This window comes from Geodermatophilus sp. SYSU D01106 (assembly GCF_054049995.1).
Genome location: NZ_JBJGYM010000014.1, coordinates 71,885 through 91,022 on the forward strand (window position 1 = coordinate 71,885; position 19,138 = coordinate 91,022).

Annotated in this window: 19 protein-coding genes; 10 read left to right on the forward strand and 9 right to left on the reverse strand. The window is 77.0% G+C overall.

Annotated elements, in window-relative coordinates:
• Window positions 1-8: 8 nt before the first annotated feature.
• Together ACI78R_RS15570 and ACI78R_RS15575 are read right to left on the reverse strand one after the other, a co-directional pair.
• Window positions 9-2,762: a bifunctional acetate--CoA ligase family protein/GNAT family N-acetyltransferase gene (locus ACI78R_RS15570; RefSeq protein ID WP_457041363.1), complete on the reverse strand. Its 2,754-nt coding sequence runs from the start codon at window positions 2,760-2,762 to the stop codon at window positions 9-11.
• Entirely contained in the window at window positions 2,755-3,936 is a 1,182-nt protein-coding gene (locus ACI78R_RS15575) for an acetoin utilization protein AcuC (RefSeq protein WP_457041364.1), read from the reverse strand. The genes ACI78R_RS15570 and ACI78R_RS15575 overlap by 8 nt, the downstream gene beginning before the upstream one ends.
• Before the next feature lie 240 nt (window positions 3,937-4,176).
• Between ACI78R_RS15575 and ACI78R_RS15580 the strand changes: the two genes are divergently transcribed.
• Complete coding sequence (locus tag ACI78R_RS15580) at window positions 4,177-4,884, forward strand: metal-dependent transcriptional regulator (protein WP_073420380.1); 708 nt, start codon at window positions 4,177-4,179, stop codon at window positions 4,882-4,884.
• A gap of 121 nt (window positions 4,885-5,005) precedes the next feature.
• The gene (locus tag ACI78R_RS15585; protein ID WP_457041365.1) at window positions 5,006-7,099 is read left to right on the forward strand and encodes a S9 family peptidase; all 2,094 of its coding nucleotides are present in this window, start codon (window positions 5,006-5,008) and stop codon (window positions 7,097-7,099) included.
• Window positions 7,100-7,105: 6 nt separating this feature from the next.
• On the opposite strand, the gene ACI78R_RS15590 is transcribed toward ACI78R_RS15585, so the two are convergent.
• The 3 genes from ACI78R_RS15590 to ACI78R_RS15600 form a co-directional block, all read right to left on the reverse strand.
• Window positions 7,106-8,191 (reverse strand): DUF4192 domain-containing protein, encoded by a 1,086-nt coding sequence (locus ACI78R_RS15590; protein ID WP_457041366.1) that lies wholly within the window; start codon window positions 8,189-8,191, stop codon window positions 7,106-7,108.
• 93 nt (window positions 8,192-8,284) lie between these two features.
• Window positions 8,285-9,064, reverse strand: a complete 780-nt coding sequence (locus ACI78R_RS15595) for a hypothetical protein (protein WP_457041367.1) — start codon at window positions 9,062-9,064, stop codon at window positions 8,285-8,287.
• Window positions 9,065-9,119: 55 nt separating this feature from the next.
• Window positions 9,120-9,413 (reverse strand): Dabb family protein, encoded by a 294-nt coding sequence (locus tag ACI78R_RS15600; protein ID WP_073420383.1) that lies wholly within the window; start codon window positions 9,411-9,413, stop codon window positions 9,120-9,122.
• Between the two features lie 53 nt (window positions 9,414-9,466).
• Here ACI78R_RS15600 and ACI78R_RS15605 point away from each other — a divergent pair, with 53 nt between their 5' ends.
• The 6 genes from ACI78R_RS15605 to yczE all read left to right on the forward strand — a co-directional run bounded on the left by ACI78R_RS15605 (window position 9,467) and on the right by yczE (window position 15,219).
• Window positions 9,467-10,720 (forward strand): glycosyltransferase family 4 protein, encoded by a 1,254-nt coding sequence (locus ACI78R_RS15605; protein WP_457041368.1) that lies wholly within the window; start codon window positions 9,467-9,469, stop codon window positions 10,718-10,720.
• Window positions 10,714-11,514: a class I SAM-dependent methyltransferase gene (locus ACI78R_RS15610; RefSeq protein WP_457041369.1), complete on the forward strand. Its 801-nt coding sequence runs from the start codon at window positions 10,714-10,716 to the stop codon at window positions 11,512-11,514. The genes ACI78R_RS15605 and ACI78R_RS15610 overlap by 7 nt, the downstream gene beginning before the upstream one ends.
• Window positions 11,515-11,563: 49 nt before the next feature.
• Entirely contained in the window at window positions 11,564-12,589 is a 1,026-nt protein-coding gene (locus tag ACI78R_RS15615; RefSeq protein ID WP_457041370.1) for a prenyltransferase, read from the forward strand.
• Window positions 12,590-12,663: 74 nt separating this feature from the next.
• Entirely contained in the window at window positions 12,664-13,482 is an 819-nt protein-coding gene (locus ACI78R_RS15620) for a glycosyltransferase (RefSeq protein ID WP_457041371.1), read from the forward strand.
• Window positions 13,479-14,414: a glycosyltransferase family 2 protein gene (locus tag ACI78R_RS15625; RefSeq protein WP_336033057.1), complete on the forward strand. Its 936-nt coding sequence runs from the start codon at window positions 13,479-13,481 to the stop codon at window positions 14,412-14,414. Before ACI78R_RS15620 ends, ACI78R_RS15625 begins: the two co-directional genes overlap by 4 nt.
• Before the next feature lie 163 nt (window positions 14,415-14,577).
• Window positions 14,578-15,219, forward strand: a complete 642-nt coding sequence (yczE, locus tag ACI78R_RS15630; protein WP_457041372.1) for a membrane protein YczE — start codon at window positions 14,578-14,580, stop codon at window positions 15,217-15,219.
• On the opposite strand, the gene ACI78R_RS15635 is transcribed toward yczE, so the two are convergent.
• From ACI78R_RS15635 to ACI78R_RS15650, 4 genes are all read right to left on the reverse strand, one after another.
• Window positions 15,203-15,532 carry a TraR/DksA family transcriptional regulator gene (locus tag ACI78R_RS15635; RefSeq protein ID WP_073420388.1) on the reverse strand — a complete coding sequence of 110 codons (330 nt, stop codon included), beginning with the start codon at window positions 15,530-15,532 and terminating at the stop codon, window positions 15,203-15,205. The genes yczE and ACI78R_RS15635 overlap by 17 nt on opposite strands.
• A complete protein-coding gene (locus tag ACI78R_RS15640) occupies window positions 15,522-16,139 on the reverse strand; it encodes a class I SAM-dependent methyltransferase (RefSeq protein ID WP_457041373.1) in 618 nt (205 codons plus the stop codon). The genes ACI78R_RS15635 and ACI78R_RS15640 overlap by 11 nt, the downstream gene beginning before the upstream one ends.
• Window positions 16,136-17,404 carry a YibE/F family protein gene (locus ACI78R_RS15645; RefSeq protein ID WP_073420389.1) on the reverse strand — a complete coding sequence of 423 codons (1,269 nt, stop codon included), beginning with the start codon at window positions 17,402-17,404 and terminating at the stop codon, window positions 16,136-16,138. The genes ACI78R_RS15640 and ACI78R_RS15645 overlap by 4 nt, the downstream gene beginning before the upstream one ends.
• Before the next feature lie 81 nt (window positions 17,405-17,485).
• On the reverse strand, window positions 17,486-17,935 hold the full coding sequence (locus tag ACI78R_RS15650) for an STAS domain-containing protein (RefSeq protein ID WP_073420390.1): 450 nt from the start codon (window positions 17,933-17,935) through the stop codon (window positions 17,486-17,488).
• A gap of 159 nt (window positions 17,936-18,094) precedes the next feature.
• On the opposite strand from ACI78R_RS15650, the gene ACI78R_RS15655 reads away from it, so the two are divergent.
• Together ACI78R_RS15655 and ACI78R_RS15660 are read left to right on the forward strand one after the other, a co-directional pair.
• Window positions 18,095-18,589, forward strand: a complete 495-nt coding sequence (locus tag ACI78R_RS15655; RefSeq protein ID WP_083628583.1) for an Hsp20/alpha crystallin family protein — start codon at window positions 18,095-18,097, stop codon at window positions 18,587-18,589.
• Window positions 18,590-18,658: 69 nt separating this feature from the next.
• Window positions 18,659-19,111: a MerR family transcriptional regulator gene (locus tag ACI78R_RS15660; RefSeq protein WP_457041374.1), complete on the forward strand. Its 453-nt coding sequence runs from the start codon at window positions 18,659-18,661 to the stop codon at window positions 19,109-19,111.
• The last annotated feature ends 27 nt before the right edge of the window (window positions 19,112-19,138 follow it).

Genomic DNA, 19,138 nt, shown 5'->3' on the forward strand with positions numbered 1-19,138 from the left:
CGATCGACTCAGTCGCGCATGCGGCGGGGGCCGGGCTCGACGCGGGCGGTCGGCGGGCCGACGCGCACGGTGCCGCCGGCGACGACCAGTGACCGGCCGCCGTGCCAGGGGTTGGCCGGCCCGGCGATCACCGGCGACAGCGTCAGACCCAGCACCTCGGGCAGGTCGTCGGCCAGCCGGGCCACCCGCAGCAGCAGGTCCTCCAGCGCGGCGACGTCGACCGGCTCCGCGCCGCGCCAGCCGTCGAGCAGCGGCCACGCCCGTGGCGCGCGGACCAGCTCGGCGGCGTCGAGGTCGGTGAGCGGCAGGGTGCGGTAGGCGCGGTCGCCGAGCAGCTCCGTGGCCACGCCGCCGAGACCGAAGCTGACCAGGGCGCCGAACGACGGGTCGTCGACGATCTCCACCACCGTGGCCACCCCGGGGGCGGCCATCTCCTGCACGATCACCGGGTCGCCGGCGGGGATGGCGTCGAACGCGGCCCGCACGGCGGCGGCGTCGCCGAGGTCGAGGCGCACCCCGCCGAGGTCGGTGCGGTGCCGCAACCACGGCGCCGTCGACTTGAGCACCACCGGGTAGCCGATCGCGTCGGCGGCGGCCGCCGCCTCGTCCGCGGTCGTGGCGGTGCGGGTACCCAGCAGCGGCACCCCGTAGGCGGCCAGCAGCGCGAGCACCTCGTCGTCGGTGAGCGGGCGCCCGCCCGGCGACTCGGCGAGCGCGCCGCGCACCACCGAGCGCGCCCGGTCGACGTCGACCTCGGGCAGGTCGGGCACCGTGCCCACCGGGCGGCGCCGCCAGCGGGCGTACTCGGCGACGCGGGCCAGGGCGATGACCGCCCGCTCGGGCGTCGCGTAGGACGGCACCGAGCCGCGGGCGGGCATGCCGTCGGCGTCGGGGACGGTGAGCTCGGGGAGCAGGCCCTCGGCGGAGAGGAAGGTGCCGAGCACCGGCTTGTCCGAGCCGAGGGAGACCTCGCGCAGCGCCCGGCCGTAGGCCTCCGGCGACGTGCGCACCAGCGGCGGGAGGAACACCGCGACGACCGCGTCGACCCCGTCGTCGTCGACGGCCTCCTGCAGGGCGGCGCGGAACGCCTCGGGGCTGCCCGCGGTGCCGATGTCGACCGGCGCCTCGTGGGCGAGCGCCAGCCCCTGGTCGAGGACGGCGTCGGCCACGAGCACGCCCAGGGCGGTGGAGTTGCCGACGACGGCGACCCGGTCGCCGGGCGGCAGCGGCTGGTGGGCCAGCAGCATGCCGACCTCGAACAGCTGGGCGACGGTCTCCACGCGGATGACGCCGGCCGAGGCGAACAGGGCGGCCACCGACTGCTCGGGCACCGACACGGACGTGCCGGCCAGGCCCGGCGTCAGCCCGCCGTGCCGGCCGCTCTTCACCGCGACCACCGGCTTGGTGCGGCCGACGCTGCGCGCGAGCCGGGCGAACTTGCGCGGGTTGCCGAAGCTCTCCAGGTGCAGCAGCACCACCTCGGTGCCGGGGTCGGTGGCCCAGTACTGCAGCAGGTCGTTGCCGCTGACGTCGGCGCGGTTGCCCGCCGAGATGAAGCTGGACAGGCCGATGTTGCGGCTGCGCGCCCGCTCGAGCAGGGCCACGCCGAGCGCGCCGGACTGGGCGAAGAACCCGACCCGGCCGCGGCCGGGCACCTGCGGGGCGAGGCTCGCGTCGAGCCGGATCGCCGGGTCGGTGTTGACGATGCCCAGGCAGTTGGGGCCGACGACGCGCATGCCCGAGGCCCGCGCCGCGGCCACCAGCGCCCGCTCGGCCGCCCGCCCCTCGGGCCCGGTCTCGCCGAACCCGCCGGAGATGACCACCAGCCCGCGGACCCGCTTGCGCCGGCAGGCCTCGACCACGCCCGCGACCTCGTCGGCGGGGACGGCGACGACGGCGAGGTCGACGTCGCCGGGGATGGCCTCGATGGACGCGTAGGCCGGGACGCCGCGGACGTGCCGGGCGTTCGGGTTGACCGGGTAGACCGGCCCGTCGAAGCGGTAGTCGAGCAGGTTGCGCAGGACGAGGTTGCCGATCTTGGCCTCGTCGTTGCTGGCGCCCACGACCGCGACCGACCGCGGCGTGAGCAGCCGGGCGATCGAGCGGGACTCGCTGCGCTGCTCACGCTCGTAGGCCACCGCGAGCGAGGTCTCGGTGGGCGCGATCGGGAAGGTCAGGTGCACGACGCCGTCCTCGTAGGAGCGGCGGGGCTGGTAGCCGGCGTCGAGGAAGACCCGCACCATCCGGCTGTTCTGCGCGAGCACCTCGGCGACGAAGGTGGTGATCCCGCGCTCGCGGGCGGCGGCGGCCAGGTGCTCGAGCAGCACCGACCCGAGCCCGCGGCCCTGGTGGGCGTCCTCGATGAGGAAGGCGACCTCGGCCTCGGTGGTGCCCGGGTACCGGTCGTAGCGGCCGACGCCGACGAGCGCGTCGCCGAGCAGCAGGACGAAGGCCACCCGGTCGACGTGGTCGACGTGGGTGAAGCGGTGCAGGTCCTTCTCCGACAGCCGCTTCATCGGCCCGAAGAACCGGTAGTAGCGGGTCTGGTCGGAGCTGCGGTCCATCAGCCCGGTCAACCCCTCGGCGTCCTCCGGGCAGATCGGGCGCAGGTGCACCGTGCCGCCGTCGGCGGCGATGATGTCGGCCTCCCAGTGCGCCGGCGGCTTCGGCGCGGCGTCGGAACGGTCCGGGGGCGGCCCCGGCGCAGGGTCCCGCTGCGTGCCTGCGAGGAGCGGGGGGCGGCGGGGTCCTTCGTCAGTCACGGGGGTCGTCCGGGTCGAGGCCGAACAGCGGGTAGGACGCCTTGCGGCTGCGGGCGATGGCGCGGTCGACGCGGGATTCGGTGAACGGGTCCCAGGCGGAGAAGCCGGTGTAGCCGCCCTCGGTCATGTGCGTGGGCGGCCGGGCGCGCAGCCCGCGGGCGACGACGTCGTCGCGCCAGGACTGCGGGATCGCCGTGACCGGGTCCAGCCGCTCCCCCGCCGCCTCCGCGAGCAGGTGCGTCCAGGCCCGCGGCACGCAGCGCACCAGCCCGTAGCCGCCCCCGCCGAGGGCGATCCAGCGGCCGTCGCAGAGCTCGTGGGCGAGGTCGTGCACGGCCCGGTAGCTGGCGCGCTGGCCGTCGACGGTGAGCGCGAGGTCGGCGAGCGGGTCCTCGTGGTGGGCGTCGCAGCCGCACTGGGTGACCAGGATCTGCGGCGCGAAGGCGCGCAGCGCCCCCGGGACGACGGCGTGGAAGGCGCGCAGCCAGGAGGAGTCGTCGGTGCCGTTGGGGACCGCGATGTTCACCGCACTGCCCAGGGCCTTGTCGGGGTCGCCGGTCTCCTCGGGGTAGCCGGTGCCCGGCCAGAGGGTGAGCGGGGTCTGGTGGATGCTCACCGTCAGCACCCGCGGGTCGTCGTAGAACGCCGCCTGGACGCCGTCGCCGTGGTGCACGTCCAGGTCGACGTAGGCGATCCGCTCGTAGCCCTGGCCGAGCAGCCAGGCGATGGCGATCGCGGCGTCGTTGAAGACGCAGAAGCCCGACGCCCGGTCGCGCATGGCGTGGTGCAGGCCGCCGGCGATGTTGACCGCGTGCTGCGCCCGGCCGCTGTGCACGAGCTCCGCGGCCTGCACGCTGCCGCCGGTGATGAGCGCCGCGGCCTCGTACATGCCCTCGAAGACGGGGTTGTCGGTGGTGCCCAGGCCGTAGCGCTCGTCGGGGTCGGTGGGCGCGCGCCGCACCGCCTCGAGGAAGTCGGCGTCGTGGACCAGGGTGAGCAGGTCCTCCCCCGCGGGCTGCGGCCGCACCACCTCCACCCGCGGGGTGGAGAGCACGCCGAGGCCGTCGGCCAGGCGCATGGTCAGGTCCAGCCGCACCGGGTGCAGCGGGTGGTCGCCGCCCATGGTGTAGCCGAGCAGCGCGTCGTCCCAGACGACGGCCACCGAGTCGCTCACGGGCCCTCCTGTCGACGTCGGGACCCGCCGCCGGGACGCCGTCGTCCCGGGGTCGTCCCCGGTCCGGACGCTACCGCCGGTGCCTGGCGGCCGCGCTCCCCGTGCCTCCCCCGCGGCCCCGGGTGTGGGACCGGCCGCCTCCGCCGTGACCTGCGCCGCGTCGCCCGCGGCACCACCGCGGAGGACCCGGGCGGGGTGGCACGGGGCCCGTAGGATCGGCACCGACACGGAGGAGTGCCTGTGAACGACCTCATCGACACCACGGAGATGTACCTCCGCACGATCTTCGAGCTGGAGGAGGAGGGGATCGTCCCGCTGCGGGCCCGCATCGCCGAGCGCCTCCACCAGAGCGGACCCACGGTCAGCCAGACGGTCGCGCGCATGGAGCGCGACGGGCTGCTCACCGTGGAGGGCGACCGCCACCTGCAGCTCTCGGAGACCGGGCGGGCGCTGGCCACCGCGGTCATGCGCAAGCACCGGCTGGCCGAGTGCCTGCTCGTCGACGTCATCGGCCTGGACTACGCCGACGTCCACGAGGAGGCCTGCCGCTGGGAGCACGTCATGAGCGAGGCGGTGGAGCGCAAGCTGCTCAGCCTGCTCGGCAACCCGACGGTCTCGCCCTTCGGCAACCCGATCCCCGGCCTCGACGCGCTGGGCGGGGAGACCTCCGCCGTGCTCGACGCCCTCACGCTGCTGTCCACGACGGCCACGGCCGACGGCCGCCGGGTGACCATCCGGCGGATCAGCGAGCAGCTGCAGGAGGACGGCGAGATGCTGCGCCGGCTGGCCGACCTGGGCGTACGCCCCGGCGCCACGGTGGTCGCCCGCTCGGCGAACGGAACGGTCACCGTCGACGACCACCCGCTGCCGCACGGCGTCGCGCAGCACCTGTTCGTCGCCGCGCTCGACGAGGACCTGACCCCGGCGGAGGCCGCGGCCCAGCTCTGAGGCCCGCCCAGCCCGCTCCCGGCGCCCGGTCCCTCCGCTCCGGCGGAGGGGCCGGGCGCTGCTCGTTACGGTGGGGCACCGCGTCCGCCAGCGTCCGCGACCACCCCCGCGAGGAGCCCCGGTGAGCCAGCCCGAACCCCCGACCGACGAGCCCGGCGCCACCGCGGAGCCCCAGCCCGCGACCCCGTTCGAGCGGCTCGCCGACTTCATGGCGATCCCGCGGGTCGGCGGCCTGGCCCTGTCGGCCGACGGCACCCGCCTCGCGGTGTCGGTGCAGACCCTGGACCCGGAGCGGAAGAAGTGGCAGTCGGCGCTGTGGGAGGTCGACCCGGCCGGGCAGCGCGCCCCGCGGCGGCTGACCCGCAGCGCGCCCGGGGAGTCCGCGCCCGCCTTCGCGCCCGACGGCACGCTGCTGTTCGTCTCCGCCCGCCCCGACCCCGCCGCCGGCCCGGACGCCGGTGACCCGAAGCCGGCGCTGTGGGCGCTGCCCCCCGGCGGCGGGGAGGCCCGCCCGGTGGTGACCCGGCCCGGCGGCGTGAGCGGGTTCGCCGTCGCCGCCGACAGCGGCGACGTCGTCGTCCTGTCCTCCACCTCGCCCGGGGCCGCGGACGCGGAGGACGACGAGGCCCGGCGCAAGGCCCGGCGCGACGCCGGGGTGTCGGCGATCCTGCACGACACCTACCCGGTGCGGTACTGGGACGCCGACCTCGGCCCGGCCGCGCCGCACCTGTTCTGGGCCGGCGCGCTGCCGGCGGAGGACGCCGCCGGCGAGACGCCCGCGCCGGTCGAGCTGCGCGACCTGACGCCCGACGCCGCCCCGCCGATCGGCGCCGGCGAGTCGGTGACCCTGTCCCCCGACGGGACGCTGGCGCTCCGGCACGAGCAGGTGCCCGACGGCCCGGCCGGCCGGCGCACCCGCCTGGTGGCCGTCGACACCGCCACCGGGGAGAGCCGGGTGCTGGTCGACGACCCGCTCGCCGACGTCTACTCCGGCGCCTTCTCCCCCGACGGCACCAGCGTGGTCTGCGTGCGCGAGTCGCTGACCACCTACGCCGAGCCGCCGGACTACACGCTGCTCCTCGTCGAGGCCGCCACCGGCTCGGCACGCGAGCTGACCGGGGGCTTCGACCGCTGGCCCAGCGCACCGCAGTTCGCCGCCGACGGCTCCGCCGTCTACTTCCTCGCCGACGACGACGGCCGGCACGCGCTGTTCCGCGTCGAGGTCGGCGGGGGCGCCCCGGTGCGGCTGACCACCGACGGCGCCTACAGCGACCTGCAGGTGGCCCGCGACGGCAGCGCCCTCTACGCGCTGCGCTCGGCCTACGACGAGCCGCCGGTGCCCGTGCGCCTGGACTCCGTGGCGACCGGACAGCACCCCGACCCGCTGCCCGCCCCGGGCGCCGTCGGCCCGCTGCCGGGCACCCTGACCGAGGTCCGCACCACCGCCGCCGACGGGGCCGAGGTCCAGTCCTGGCTGGTGCTCCCCGAGGGTGCCTCCGCCGAGGACCCGGCGCCGCTGCTGCTGTGGATCCACGGCGGCCCGCTGATGAGCTGGAACTCGTGGTCATGGCGCTGGTGCCCGTGGGTGCTCGCCGCCCGCGGCTACGCCGTGCTGCTGCCGAACCCGGCGCTGTCGCAGGGCTTCGGCCAGGACTTCGTCCGCCGCGGCTGGGGCGAGTGGGGCGGCGCGCCCTACACCGACCTCATGGCCGCGGTGGACGCCGCGCTCGAGCGCCCGGACCTCGACGCCGACCGCACCGCGGCGATGGGCGGCTCGTTCGGCGGCTACATGGCCAACTGGGTGGCCACCCAGACCGACCGGTTCCGGGCGATCGTCACCCACGCGAGTCTGTGGGACCTCGACAGCTTCGTGGGCACCACCGACGCCGCCTACTACTGGGAGCGGGAGTGGGGCGACCCGCTGGCGACCCCGAAGCGCTACGAGCAGAACTCGCCGCACCGCTTCGCCGACGCCATCCGGACGCCGGTGCTCGTCATCCACGGCGACAAGGACTACCGCGTGCCGATCGGCGAGGGGCTGCGCCTCTGGTACGACCTGCAGAAGCGCGGCGTGCCCTCGCGGTTCCTGTACTTCCCCGACGAGAACCACTGGGTGCTCACCCCCGGCAACGCGACGGTCTGGTACGAGACGGTGATCGCCTTCCTCGCCGAGCACGTCCTCGGCGAGGAGTGGCGCCGGCCCGAGCTGGTCTGATCCGGCTCAGCGGCGGGCGGCGACCGTCCGGCCGATCAGCGCCCGTAGGTCGGCCGGCGGGAGGCACTTGTCGAGTCCCTCGGCGAGGAGCTGGGGCAGGTGCGCGTCCGGGTCGGCTGAGATCGCCCGCTCCAGCGCCACGTTGGCCATCGCGCCGTCGCCGCGCAGCCAGGCGCTGACGGCCAGCAGCGTGGCCGGGGCGCCGTCGAGCGGCACGGGCGCGCGGCGGGTGCACTCGGTCCACAGCACCTCGGCGGCCGCGGCGTCGTCGCCGAGCGCGAGGGCCAGCGCCCGGTCGCGGACGTCGGGGAGGGTGAGCGCCCACAGCACGGCGGCCACCTGCGCGTCGGGCAGCCGGGTGCCGGCGGTGTCGGGTCCGGGCCGGCAGGCGGCCGCCGCCCCGGCGACGGCGGCGTCGCCCTCCGCGGCGACCGCGGCGATGCCCCGGGCGCGCAGCCGCTGCGCGTGCGCTCGCCCGGCGCTCAGGCAGGCGTCGGCCATGGCCGCGGCGGCGGGGCCGTCGGGGGCGGCGATCCGGGCGGCCAGGGCGGCGCGGTCGGCGGCGAGCACCGCGCCGCCGGCGACCGCGGCCGCGGCGAGCGGGCTGTCGCCGTCGGGGACCGGGGTGCCGGCGCCCGGCGCGCAGCAGGGGTACGGGCAGTCGTAGTCCCACCACCGGCCGCCGCGGACCAGCAGCGCCTCGCGCACGGGCACGTCGCGCGCGTCGAGGGCGAGCACCACCTCGTGCACGACGTCGCGGTGCGGCAGCTCGGGCCATGCCTCGAGGGAGCCGTCGTCCGCGGGCGGGACGGGCAGCGCGCCGACGTCGGGGGTCTCGGACACGACGGCGAGCAGCACCGCGGCGGGGTCGTCGGTGACCACCTTGGTGGCCAGGGTGCGGGCCAGGGACGCCGCGGCGTAGGGCGGCGGGAGGTCGGCGCGCACGGTCAGGCCGACGCGGCTGCCGCCGGGCCCGCGGAGGCTGACCAGCACGAGCGACTCGGCGGGGCGGAAGCCCAGCAGGTGCGGGAGGGCCGCGGCGACCTCACCGGTGTCGCCGAGCCGGATGACGGGGATCGGGGGTTCGTCCACCCGGCCGACCCTGGGGCGCGGGCAGTGCACGCGGGCCCGGCCCGGCCGAGCTGTGGACCGGGCGGCCCCTGTGGACGGCCCGGCCGCGGACCGTCAGTCCAGGGCGTCGGCCTGGACCCGGAAGGCCTCCTCGAGCAGGCCCGCGAAGCCGGCCTGGTCGAGGGGCCCGCCGGCGACGCTCGTGCTCACCAGCACCAGGGCCCGCTCGCCGTCCTGGGCCGCCCCGATCAGCGCGGGGACGGTGATCTGCTGGCCGTCCGGGCCGGCGACGGTCGTCGTGACGGAGAAGCCGGCGGCGCCGTCGCCGAGGTCGGGCACGTCGAGCGCGGCGTACTGCACGGAGACCGTGCCGATCTGCGGCGACGTCGCCTGGATCGCCTCGCAGCCCGCGGGCGGCCCCTGGAAGCCGGACAGCGCGTCCGCGGCCGGGCCGCCGGTCACCAGCGCCTCCACCGTGGTCGTCGTGCCGACTGTGGCGACCTGCGCGGCGACGTCGTCGTAGGCGTCGAAGGACGGCTGGCTCTGCTGGAACGCCTCGGCGCACTCCGGCGGGGTCACCTGCAGCCCCTCCAGGGATCCCGCCGACAGGGCGGCGCCCTGCTCGAGCTCCTCCTGCCCGACCGGGACGACCTGCGCGCCCGGGCCGAACGCCTCGGCCGGCAGCAGGCCCGCGGCGAGGTCGGCGCCGCCCGGGTCGGAGGAGCCCGCCGACCCGGACGACGAGGGCGCCGAGGAGGACGGCGACGCGGACGACGAGGGGCCTGCGCCCGAGGCCGGTGACGCGGTGCCCGCGACGTCCTGCCCCCCGCACCCGGCCAGCAGCAGGGCGGTGAGGGCGGCTCCGGCGAGGACGGGACGACGGCGTGCGCGCATGGGCCGGACGCTAACCGCGGCCCGGCAGACGCGCAGGTCACCCCGCCCGTACGGGTCAGACCTCGTACTGGACGGCGCTGCGCGCGGCGAGGAACGGGCGGACGTGCTCGGCGATGACCTCGAGGTGCACCGGGTCGGTCGCGTAGCGGCGGAACGCCTCGGCGTCGGGGAAGTCGGCGACGAGGATCGTCTGCGCGTTGCCCTCGACCAGGCCGGCGTCGGGCGCGACGGTGAAGGCCAGCGACCCCGGCACCTGCTCGGGCAGGCGGCGCAGGGCGGCGACGGTCCGCGCGCGCCGGTCGGCGTCGGCGGCGTCGGACCAGGTGAAGTGCACGACGTGTCGGATCACGGGGCCCACCCTGTCAGGCGGCCGGACGGTACGGGGTCGGTAGTGTCCGGCGCATGGGACGACGGCTGCGGATCGCACTGCTGTCGTACCGGAGCAAGCCGCACAGCGGCGGTCAGGGCATCTACGTCCGGGCGCTGTCCCGCGAGCTCACCGCGCTCGGCCACGCCGTCGACGTGTGGAGCGGGCAGCCCTATCCCGAGCTCGACGACGGCGTCCCGCTGGTCCGGCTGCCGAGCCTGGACCTCTACCGCGAGCCCGACCCGTTCCGCACGCCGCGGCCCTCGGAGTTCCGCGACTGGATCGACGTCGCCGAGTTCGCCGCGATGTGCACCGCCGGCTTCCCCGAGCCGCTCACCTTCTCCCTGCGGGCCGCCCGCGCGCTGCTCCCCCGCGCCGCCGACTACGACGTCGTCCACGACAACCAGTCGCTGGGCTACGGGCTGCTGCGGCTGGTGGGGGCAGGCGTCCCGACCGTGGCCACCGTGCACCACCCGGTGGCCATCGACCGGCAGCTCGACCTCGCCGCCGCGCCCACCCTGCGCCGCCGGCTGACGCTCACCCGCTGGTACGGGTTCACCGCGATGCAGGCCCGGGTCGCGCCGCGGCTCGACGCGGTCACCACCGTGTCGGAGAGCTCGCGCCGCGACATCGAGACGCACCTGCACGTCCCGGCCGCCGGCATCGAGGTGGTCCCGGTCGGCATCGATCCCGACGTCTTCACCCCGCCGCCGGCCGGCCGCCCGCGGGAGACCGACTCGATCGTCGTCACCACCAGCGCCGACGTCCCGCTCAAGGGCCTGGTGCACCTGCTCGAGGCCGTGGCCAAGCTGCGCACCGAGCGGCCCGTGCGGCTGACCGTCGTCGGCACCGCCCGGCCCGGCGGGCCGGCCGAGACCGCGCTGGACCGGCTCGGCATCCGCGACGCCGTCCGGTTCACCGGGCCGCTCCCCGAGGCCGACCTGGTCACGCTGCTGCAGAGCGCCACCGTGGCCGCCATCCCGTCGCTGTACGAGGGCTTCTCGCTGCCGGCGGTCGAGGCGATGGCCTGCGGCACGCCGCTGGTGACCACCGACGCCGGTGCGCTGCCGGAGGTGGTCGGCACGCAGGCGGGCCTGCGGGTGCCGGCGGGCGACGTCGGGGAGCTGACGGCGGCGCTGCGGCTGGTGCTGGAGAAGCCGTCGCTGCAGGAGCAGCTGGGCCGCGCCGGGCGCCGGCGGGTGCTCGCGAACTACACGTGGCGGCGGACCGCCGAGCGCACCGCCGACTGGTACGCGCGCGTGCTGGAGGACAAGGGGCGCCCGTGCTGACCGTCGACTACGACCTGCTCGACCTCCGGCCGGGCATGACCGTGCTCGACCTCGGCTGCGGCGAGGGCCGGCACGCGTTCGAGGCCTACCGGCGCGGCGCGCGCGTGGTCGCCGTCGACTGGGGCGTGTCCGAGGTCGAGACGACCAAGCGCTGGCTCGGCGCCATCGCCGAGGCCGGCGAGGCCCCCGCCGGGGCGCACTTCGAGGTGGTGCGCGGCGACCTGCTGCACCTGCCCTTCCCCGACGCCGGCGTCGACCGGGTGATCGCCTCAGAGGTGCTCGAGCACATCCCCGACGACGGCCGCGCGATGGCCGAGATCGCCCGCGTGCTCAAGCCGGGCGGCCGGGTGGCGGTCACCGTGCCGCGCTGGGGGCCCGAGCGGGTCTGCTGGGCGCTGTCGGACGCCTACCACGCGAACGAGGGCGGCCACATCCGCATCTACCGCGGCGACGTGCTGCGGGCGCGGCTGTCGGTGGCGGGCCTCGTGCCCGGCGCCACGCACCACGCGCACGCGCTGCACGCGCCCTACTGGTGGCTCAAGTGCGCCGTCGGGGTCGACCGCGACGCCGCCGTCGTCCGCGCCTACCACCGGCTGCTGGTGTGGGACCTCACGAAGCGGCCGTGGCTGACCCGCACCGCCGAGCGCGTGCTCGACCCGCTGATCGGCAAGAGCCTCGTCGTCTACGCCGACCGGCCGGCGGTTCCGGCGGACGGCACGGCGGACGGCACGGCGGACGGCACGGCGGACGTCGCGGCCGCCCCGGAGCGGGAGAAGACCGCTGCCGCGGGCTGACCTGCCGGAGCTGCCGGGGGTCCTCGACGCGGCGGACGTCGCCCGCACGGTGGCGGCGATCGCCGCCGAGCAGGCCCCGGACGGCGCGCTGCCGTGGTTCCGCGGCGGCCAGCTCGACCCGTGGGACTCCGTCGAGGCCGCGATGGCGCTGCAGGTCGGCGGGGAGCACGGGCGCGCCGCGGCCGCGTACCGCTGGCTGGCCGCCCGGCAGCGGCCCGACGGCTCCCTCGCCGCCGAGTACCGCGGTGGCGCCGAGACGCAGCCCGGCGTCGAGAGCAACCACGCCGGCTACCTCGCCGTCGGGCTGTGGCACGGCTGGCTGTCCCGCCCGGACGAGGCGCTGGTCGCCGAGCTCTGGCCGGTCGTGCGCCGGGGCCTGGACCTCGTGGTGCGCATGCAGCTGGGGAGCGGCGCGGTCAGCTGGGCGCTGCGCCCCGACGGCACCCCCGACGACACGGCGCTGCTCACCGGCAACGCCAGCCTGTTCCAGGCCCTGCGCTGCGGCATCGCGCTGGCCGGGCTCGTCGGGGAGCCGCAGCCGGACTGGGAGCTGGCGGTCACCGACCTCGGCGAGGCCCTGCGCACCGACCCGGGAGCGTTCGCCGACCGCTCCCGCTGGTCGATGGACTGGTACTACCCGGTGCTCGCCGGGGCGGTCACCGGCGAGGTGGCCCGCGCCCGCCTGGCCGCCGGCTGGGACCGCTTCGTCGTCCCGGGCCTCGGCGCCCGCTGCGTGGCCGACCGCCCGTGGGTGACCGGCGCGGAGACCTGCGAGCTGGCGCTCGCCCTCGTCGCGGCCGGGCAGCCGGAGGCGGCCCGCGAGCAGGTGGCCGCCATGCAGCACCTGCGCGACGACGACGGCTCGTACTGGACCGGGCTGGTCTACGCCGACGACGCCCGCTGGCCGGTCGAGCGCACCACCTGGACGGCGGCCGCGGTGGTGCTCGCCGTCGAGGCCCTGGCGGGCGGCACGCCGGCGTCCACGCTGTTCGCCGACCCCACCGCCCTGCCCGCGCCCGGTGCGGCGGAACCCACGGGTTCGGCCGCGCCGCTGCCGGGCAGGGCGCAACCGTGACCCGTTCCTCCCCCGCCCCGGCGCCCTCCCCGGCCCCCTCCCCACCTGCCCCCGACGGCGTCACGGTCGTCGTCATGAGCCGCGACCGGCGCGAGGACCTGCTCGCCTCGCTCCCCCGGCACGAGGCGCCGGTGGTGCTGGTGGACAACGGGTCCGGCGACGGGACCGTCGACGCCGTCCGCGCGGCCCTGCCGCAGGTGACCGTGCTGCCGCTGGCGGAGAACGCCGGCGCGCGGGCGCGCACGATCGGCGCCGGGTACGCGGGCACGGAGTTCGTGGCGTTCGCCGACGACGACTCCTGGTGGGCGCCCGGCGACCTCGCCCGCGCCGCGGCGGTCATGCGCGCGCACCCGCGGCTGGCGGTGCTCAACGCCCGGGTGCTGGTCGGCCCCGAGGAGCGGCTGGACCCGCTGTGCCCGGAGCTGGCGGCCAGCCCGCTCGGCACCCCCGCGCACCTGCCCGGGCCGCGGCTGCTGGGCTTCATCGCGTGCGCCGCGATGGTGCGCACGGAGGCCTTCCTCGCCGTCGGCGGCTTCGACTCCGTGGTGCGCTTCCCCGGCGAGGAGGAGCGGTTGTCCCTCGACCTCGCCGCGGCCGGCTGGGACATCGCCTACGTCGACGCGGTGACCGTGCACCACCACCCCTCGTCCCGCCGGCACGACCGCGCCGCGCGGCAGGCGGCGGTCCTGCGCTCCCGGGTGCTCACCGCGGTGCTGCGGCTGCCGGTGCGCGACGTCGCCGCCGCGGTGGCCGAGGCGCTGCGCGCCGGCGCACCCGGCCGGCGGGGACTCCTGCGGGCGCTGCCCGACCTGCCCGCCGCGCTGCGCCGCCGCCGCCGGCTGCCGGCGTCCGTGCTGGCCGACCGGCGGCTGCTCGCCGGGGAGTCCGCATGACCGCCACCGAGGCCCGGCCCGAGGGCGCCGGGCTCGCGCCGGACCCGCGGGTCGCCGTCGTCGTCATCACCCACCAGCGGCGCGACGAGGTGCTGCTCGCGCTGTCGCGGCTGCTGGCGCTGCCCGAGCAGCCGCACGTGGTGCTGGTCGACAACGGCTCCACCGACGGCACGGCGGAGGCGGTGCGCGAGCGCTTCCCGGCCGTCGAGCTGGTCGCCAGCCCGGAGAACCTCGGCGCCGTCGGCCGCAACGTCGGGATCGCCCGGCTCGACACCCCCTACGTCGCCTTCTGCGACGACGACACGTGGTGGGACCCGGGCTCCCTGCGGACGGCGGCCGACGTGCTCGACGCCCACCCGCGGCTGGCCGTGGTGACCGCGCGGATCCTCGTCGAGCCCGGCGGCCGCGAGGACCCGATCGTGCCGGAGCTGCGCGACTCCCCCGTGCCCGGCGCCGAGTGGCTGCCCGGTCCGGCCCTGGGCTCGTTCCTCGCCGGGGCGAGCGTGGTGCGGCGGGAGGCGTTCCTCGAGGTCGGCGGCTTCAGCGAGCGGCTGTGGCTGGGCGGCGAGGAGGAGCTGATGGCCGGCGACCTCGCCGCCGCCGGCTGGGAGCTGTGCTACCTCCCGGCGCTCACCGTGCACCACCAGGCGTCCAGGGCGCGGGACTCGCACCGCCGCCGCCGCGACGGCATCCGCAACACGCTCTGGACGACGTGGCTGCGCCGCCCGCTGCGCCCGGCCCTGCGCCGCACCGTGCACCTGCTGCGCACGCTGCCGCGCGACCGGGTGACCGCGCAGGGCCTGTGGAACGCCGTCCGCGGGCTCCCGTGGGTGCTGCGCGAGCGGCGGGTGCTGCCCGCCCACGCGGAGGCCCGCTTCGCCGCGCTCGACGCCGTCCAGCGCCGCTCGACCGCCCGCAGGTACGTGAGCTAGGAGGCCTCCGTGGCGCCCGAGCCGAGATGCGGGCGGTGGTCGTCATCCGCTGCCGGATGACGACCACGGGGCGCATCTCGGGAGGGCGACCGTGAGCGGGACCAGGCCAATCCCGGCGATTGGCCCGCAGGGAGCGGGCCACTCCCACGGCAGGGTGGACGCCGTGCTCCAGCCCCGCCCGGTCCGCCTGCCCCCGCGCCTGCCGCGCCGCCTCGTCCAGCTCTACGCCGGCCTCGCGCTCTACGGCGCCTCGATGGCCCTGCTGGTGCGGTCCTCGCTCGGGGTCACGCCGTGGGACGTGCTGCACCAGGGCCTCGCGCACCGGCTGGGCTGGTCGCTCGGGCTGGTCACCGCCGTCGTGGGCGCGCTGGTCCTGCTGGCCTGGGTCCCGCTGCGCGAGCGGCCGGGCCTGGGCACCGTGAGCAACGTCGTCGTCATCGGGGTCGCCGTCGACGGCACGCTCGCCGTGCTGCCCGCGCCGTCGCACCTCGCCGTGCAGGTCACCTTCGCCGCGGCGGGCATCGCGCTCAACGCCGTCGCCACGGCCGCCTACGTCGGCGTGCACCTCGGGCCCGGCCCGCGCGACGGCCTGATGACCGGGCTCGTGCGGCGCACCGGCGGGTCGGTGCGGGTCGTGCGCACCGCGATCGAGGCGACCGTCGTGGCCACCGGCTGGCTGCTCGGCGGCACCCTCGGCGTCGCGACCGTCGCCTACGCCCTGCTCATCGGCCCACTGACCCAGCTGCTGCTGCCCCGCCTGTCGGTGCGGCTGCCGGAGCGGCCGGCGGTCAGCGCGCGCAGCTGATGCAGGTGCGCGCGGTGGGCCGGGCGGCCAGCCGCTCGGGCGCGATCGCCGAGCCGCAGGTCTCGCACCGGCCGTAGGTGCCGGACTCGACGGCGGTGACGGCGGCGTCGACGTCGGCCAGCCGGCGGCGCGCCTGCTCCAGCAGCGCCGCCACCTGCTGGCGCTCGAAGGCGATCGTGGCGCCCTCCGGGTCGTGCTCGTCGTCGGCGTTGGACGCCCGTGACGCGGCGACGATCTCGTCGAACTGGCGGGTCAGCGCCTCGATCTGCGCCTGCGCGGCCGCCCGCTCGGCGCCGAGCGCGTCAGCGCTCACGGCGCAGCACCCGCAGCGAGCCCGTGCCGGGCAGCTCGGTGAAGTCCCCGGACGCGAGCACCCGCGTGTAGACGCCGAAGGGCGCCTGGCCGCCGTCGGCGGGGTCCGGGAAGACGTCGTGGATCGCCAGGGTGCCGCCGACGGCTAGCTTCGCCACCCAGGCGTCCTGGTCGCGGCGCGCGGACTCCTCGGTGTGGCTGCCGTCGAGGAACAGCAGCGCGAGCGGCGTCGTCCACAGCGGGGCGAGCACCTCCGAGCGCGCCACGACGGCGACGACGACGTCCTCCGCGCCGGCGTCGGCGACGGTGCGGCGGAACCGCGGGAGGGTGTCGATCCGGCCGACGGCGGGGTCGACCAGCGACGGGTCGTGGTACTCCCAGCCGGGCTGGTGCTCCTCGGAGCCGCGGTGGTGGTCGACGGTGACCACCTGCCGGCCGGTCTCGCGGGCGGCCGCGGCGAGGTAGAGCGCCGACTTCCCCATCCACGAGCCGATCTCCAGCAGCGGCCCCGGCACCGCGACCGACCGCGCGGCCTCGTACAGGGCGCGGCCCTCGTCGTCGGGCATGAAGCCCGGGGCGGCCCGGGCTGCGGAGAGGAGGTCGCTCATCGGGCGAACCTCGCACGCAGTGCCGACATCCGCTTCTCCGGGGCCGCCCCCGCCTCGGTGCCGGCCGCGGTGGCGAAGAACGCGCCGACCGCGGTGGTCACCGGCACGGCGAGGACGAGCGCGATCGCGCCCACCAGCGTGCGGACCACCTCCTCGGCCATCGCCGAGCTGGTCAGGATCACCCCGGCCGGCTGCGAGTAGACGGTGAACAGGAGCAGCAGCGGCAGCGCGGCCCCGGCGTAGGCGAAGACGATCGTGTAGACGGTCGAGGCGATGTGGTCGCGGCCGACGGCCATGCCGCGCCGGTAGAGCTCGCGGGACCCCATCGCCGGGTCCACCTCGTGCAGCTGCCAGATGGCCGAGGCCTGAGTGATCGTGACGTCGTTGAGCACGCCGAGCCCGGCGACGACGGTCCCGGCGATCACGAGCCCCGAGAAGCTCAGGCCGGCGTCGAAGGTCTGCAGCTGGACGGTCTCCTCGCTGGTGAGGCCGGTGAGCCGGGCGACGCCGACCGCCAGCGCCCCGAGCCCGGTGACCAGCGCCAGGCCGAACAGGGTGCCGATGAGCGCCGTCGTCGTCCGGGCCGACAGGCCGTGCGCCAGGTAGAGGACGACGAACATGATCGCCGCCGAGCCGACGAGGCTGACCAGCGTCGGCGAGTCCCCGGACAGCAGGCCCGGCATGACGAACTGCAGCAGGACGAGGAAGGCGAACGCCAGCCCGACCAGCGCCGCCACCCCGCGCAGCCGGGCCACCGCCGCGACCACGACGGCGAAGGCGACGCCGAGCACGAGCATCGGCGTCGTCCGCTCGAAGTCGAAGAACTGGTAGGCCGGGCTGCCCTCGGCGCCGGCGTCGCGGGTGAGCACCACGGTGTCGCCCTCGCCGATCCCGTTGGCGACGACGTCGGCGGCGAGGTCGACCTGCTGGTACTCCCCGGTGCCCTCGCCGTCGAGCACCTCGACGACGGCGGTCGCGCACGTGGCCTGCACCCCACCGGTCTCCCCGCACGGCAGCGTCTGCAGCGAGACGATCCGCCCCTCGGGGTACGTGGTGCCCGGCGGCAGGAACTGCTCGGCCGCCTGCTGGGCGCGGGTCGGCTCGTCGCCCGGCCAGAGCACGACCAGCCCGACCACGGTGGCCAGCGCCGCCGGGACGAGCAGCAGCAGCATCAGCCAGACGGCGCGGCGCCGCCGGGCGAGCGTCTCCGCGCTCGGCGGCGGCGCGTCGGGGTCCGGGCCGTGGGAGTGGGAGGAGGGCGGCACCCGGTCAGGCTAGGAGCAGCGGCCCGCCCCGGACCGCCCGACACAGGGGCGGGTCAGGCGCTGAGAGTTAGGCGCTGGGAATCAGGCGCTGCGCCCGTCGGGCCCGTCGGGCCGCGGCGCCTGCGCGCCCGAGACCGGGGAGCCCCCGGCGTCGGCCGGGCCGGCCTCGTCGTCGACCACCTCGAAGCGCCGCCACAGCCCGGTCAGCTGCAGCGGCCGGGCGACGGCGGCCGGCGGCGAGACCAGGGCGACGGTGACCGCCCGGGGCTGCGTCATCCGCTGCAGCTGCACCAGCACGGCCATCCCGGCCGAGTTCATGAACGTCACCCGGTCGAGGTGCAGCTCCAGCCGGGACAGCGTGGGCACCGACAGCAGCTGGTCGGTGACCGCGCGGACCAGGGGCCGGCGGGCGGCCTCGGTGAGCTCGCCGGTGACGGTGACGCGGCTGACGTCGCCGTCGAGGGCGGCGGTCACCTCGGGGGCGGCGGCGTCGTCGGCGTGCCCCTCGCCGGGCGGTACGGACTCGTCCATGCCCGGGCACTGCCCGCTGCCGCGCGATCCCATGCGCGACCCGGACGACATGCGCCGAGGGATGTTTACACCGACCGTCGGTCGAGGTAATCTGCAGTCGCCGCTGGAGGTTCACCCCACGGCAGCGACCGACCAGCACGACCCAGGAGGTGCACCAGCATGATGCTGACCGCCTACGACCCGTTCGCCGCCACGTCCGCCGCCTTCCGCGCGCTGGACCAGCTCGCCGGCCGCACCGGCACCGCCCGCGCCCTGTCGGGCATGCCGATGGACGCCTACCGGGTCGGCGACAAGTTCGTCGCCCACTTCGACCTGCCCGGCGTCGACCCCGGCTCGATCGACCTCTCGATCGAGGGCACCACGCTCACCGTGACCGCCGAGCGCTCGGTGCCGCAGCTGGAGAACGCCGAGTGGGCCGTCGCCGAGCGCCCGTACGGCTCCTACACGCGGCAGCTCGTCCTCGGCCGCAGCCTCGACACCGACCGGCTCGAGGCGAGCTACCACGACGGCGTGCTCACCGTGAGCATCCCCGTGGCCGAGAAGGCACGGGCCCGCAAGATCACCGTGACCCGGGCCGACGTGCCGGCCGCGGTGGAGAGCCGCACCATCGAGCACGAGTCGGCCGGGCGCGAGCAGCGCGCCGTCGAGAGCTGACCGGCGCGTCCCGCACACGGGGCCGGGCCCGCGGGGGCCCGGCCCCGTACCGTTCCCGAGGAGTCCCCCATGGCGACGAGCGACAGGCCGGGCCGCGACGACGGCGCGCCCGGGGACCCGGCAGGCGCCACGGCTCCCGCGCCCACGGCTCCCGCGCCCACGGCCCCCTCGGCCGCGGACGCCGTCCGGCGGCTCGACGACCCCGACTACCCGGCGCTGACCATGAGCCAGGCCGCCGCCCTCCTCGGCGTGCAGGCCGCCTTCCTCCGCAGCCTCGACGGCTCGGGCGCACTGTCGCCGCACCGCTCCCCCGGCGGCCACCGCCGCTACTCCCGCCACCAGCTCGTCCTCGCCGCCCGCCTGCGCGGCCTGCTCGACGAGGGCCACCCGCTCGCCTCGGCCGAGGTGATCGTCGGCCTGCAGGACCAGCTCGCCGACGCCCGCGCCGACGGCGACCGGCTGCGCGACGCCGTCGCCCGCCTCCGCGACGAGCTCCCGGAGGACCAGACCGACGGCACATGACACCCCTGGGGGGTAGGGGTACTATGG

What these genes read in the sequence shown, in the direction of transcription:
- ACI78R_RS15605 (WP_457041368.1), top strand. Translation starts at nt 9,467, where the DNA reads ATGGGACGACGGCTGCGGATCGCACTGCTGTCGTACCGGAGCAAGCCG.
- ACI78R_RS15660 (WP_457041374.1), top strand. Translation starts at nt 18,659, where the DNA reads ATGGCGACGAGCGACAGGCCGGGCCGCGACGACGGCGCGCCCGGGGAC.
- ACI78R_RS15595 (WP_457041367.1), bottom strand. Translation starts at nt 9,064, where the DNA reads ATGCGCGCACGCCGTCGTCCCGTCCTCGCCGGAGCCGCCCTCACCGCC.
- ACI78R_RS15640 (WP_457041373.1), bottom strand. Translation starts at nt 16,139, where the DNA reads ATGAGCGACCTCCTCTCCGCAGCCCGGGCCGCCCCGGGCTTCATGCCC.
- ACI78R_RS15655 (WP_083628583.1), top strand. Translation starts at nt 18,095, where the DNA reads ATGATGCTGACCGCCTACGACCCGTTCGCCGCCACGTCCGCCGCCTTC.
- ACI78R_RS15650 (WP_073420390.1), bottom strand. Translation starts at nt 17,935, where the DNA reads ATGGACGAGTCCGTACCGCCCGGCGAGGGGCACGCCGACGACGCCGCC.
- ACI78R_RS15620 (WP_457041371.1), top strand. Translation starts at nt 12,664, where the DNA reads ATGAGCCGCGACCGGCGCGAGGACCTGCTCGCCTCGCTCCCCCGGCAC.
- ACI78R_RS15625 (WP_336033057.1), top strand. Translation starts at nt 13,479, where the DNA reads ATGACCGCCACCGAGGCCCGGCCCGAGGGCGCCGGGCTCGCGCCGGAC.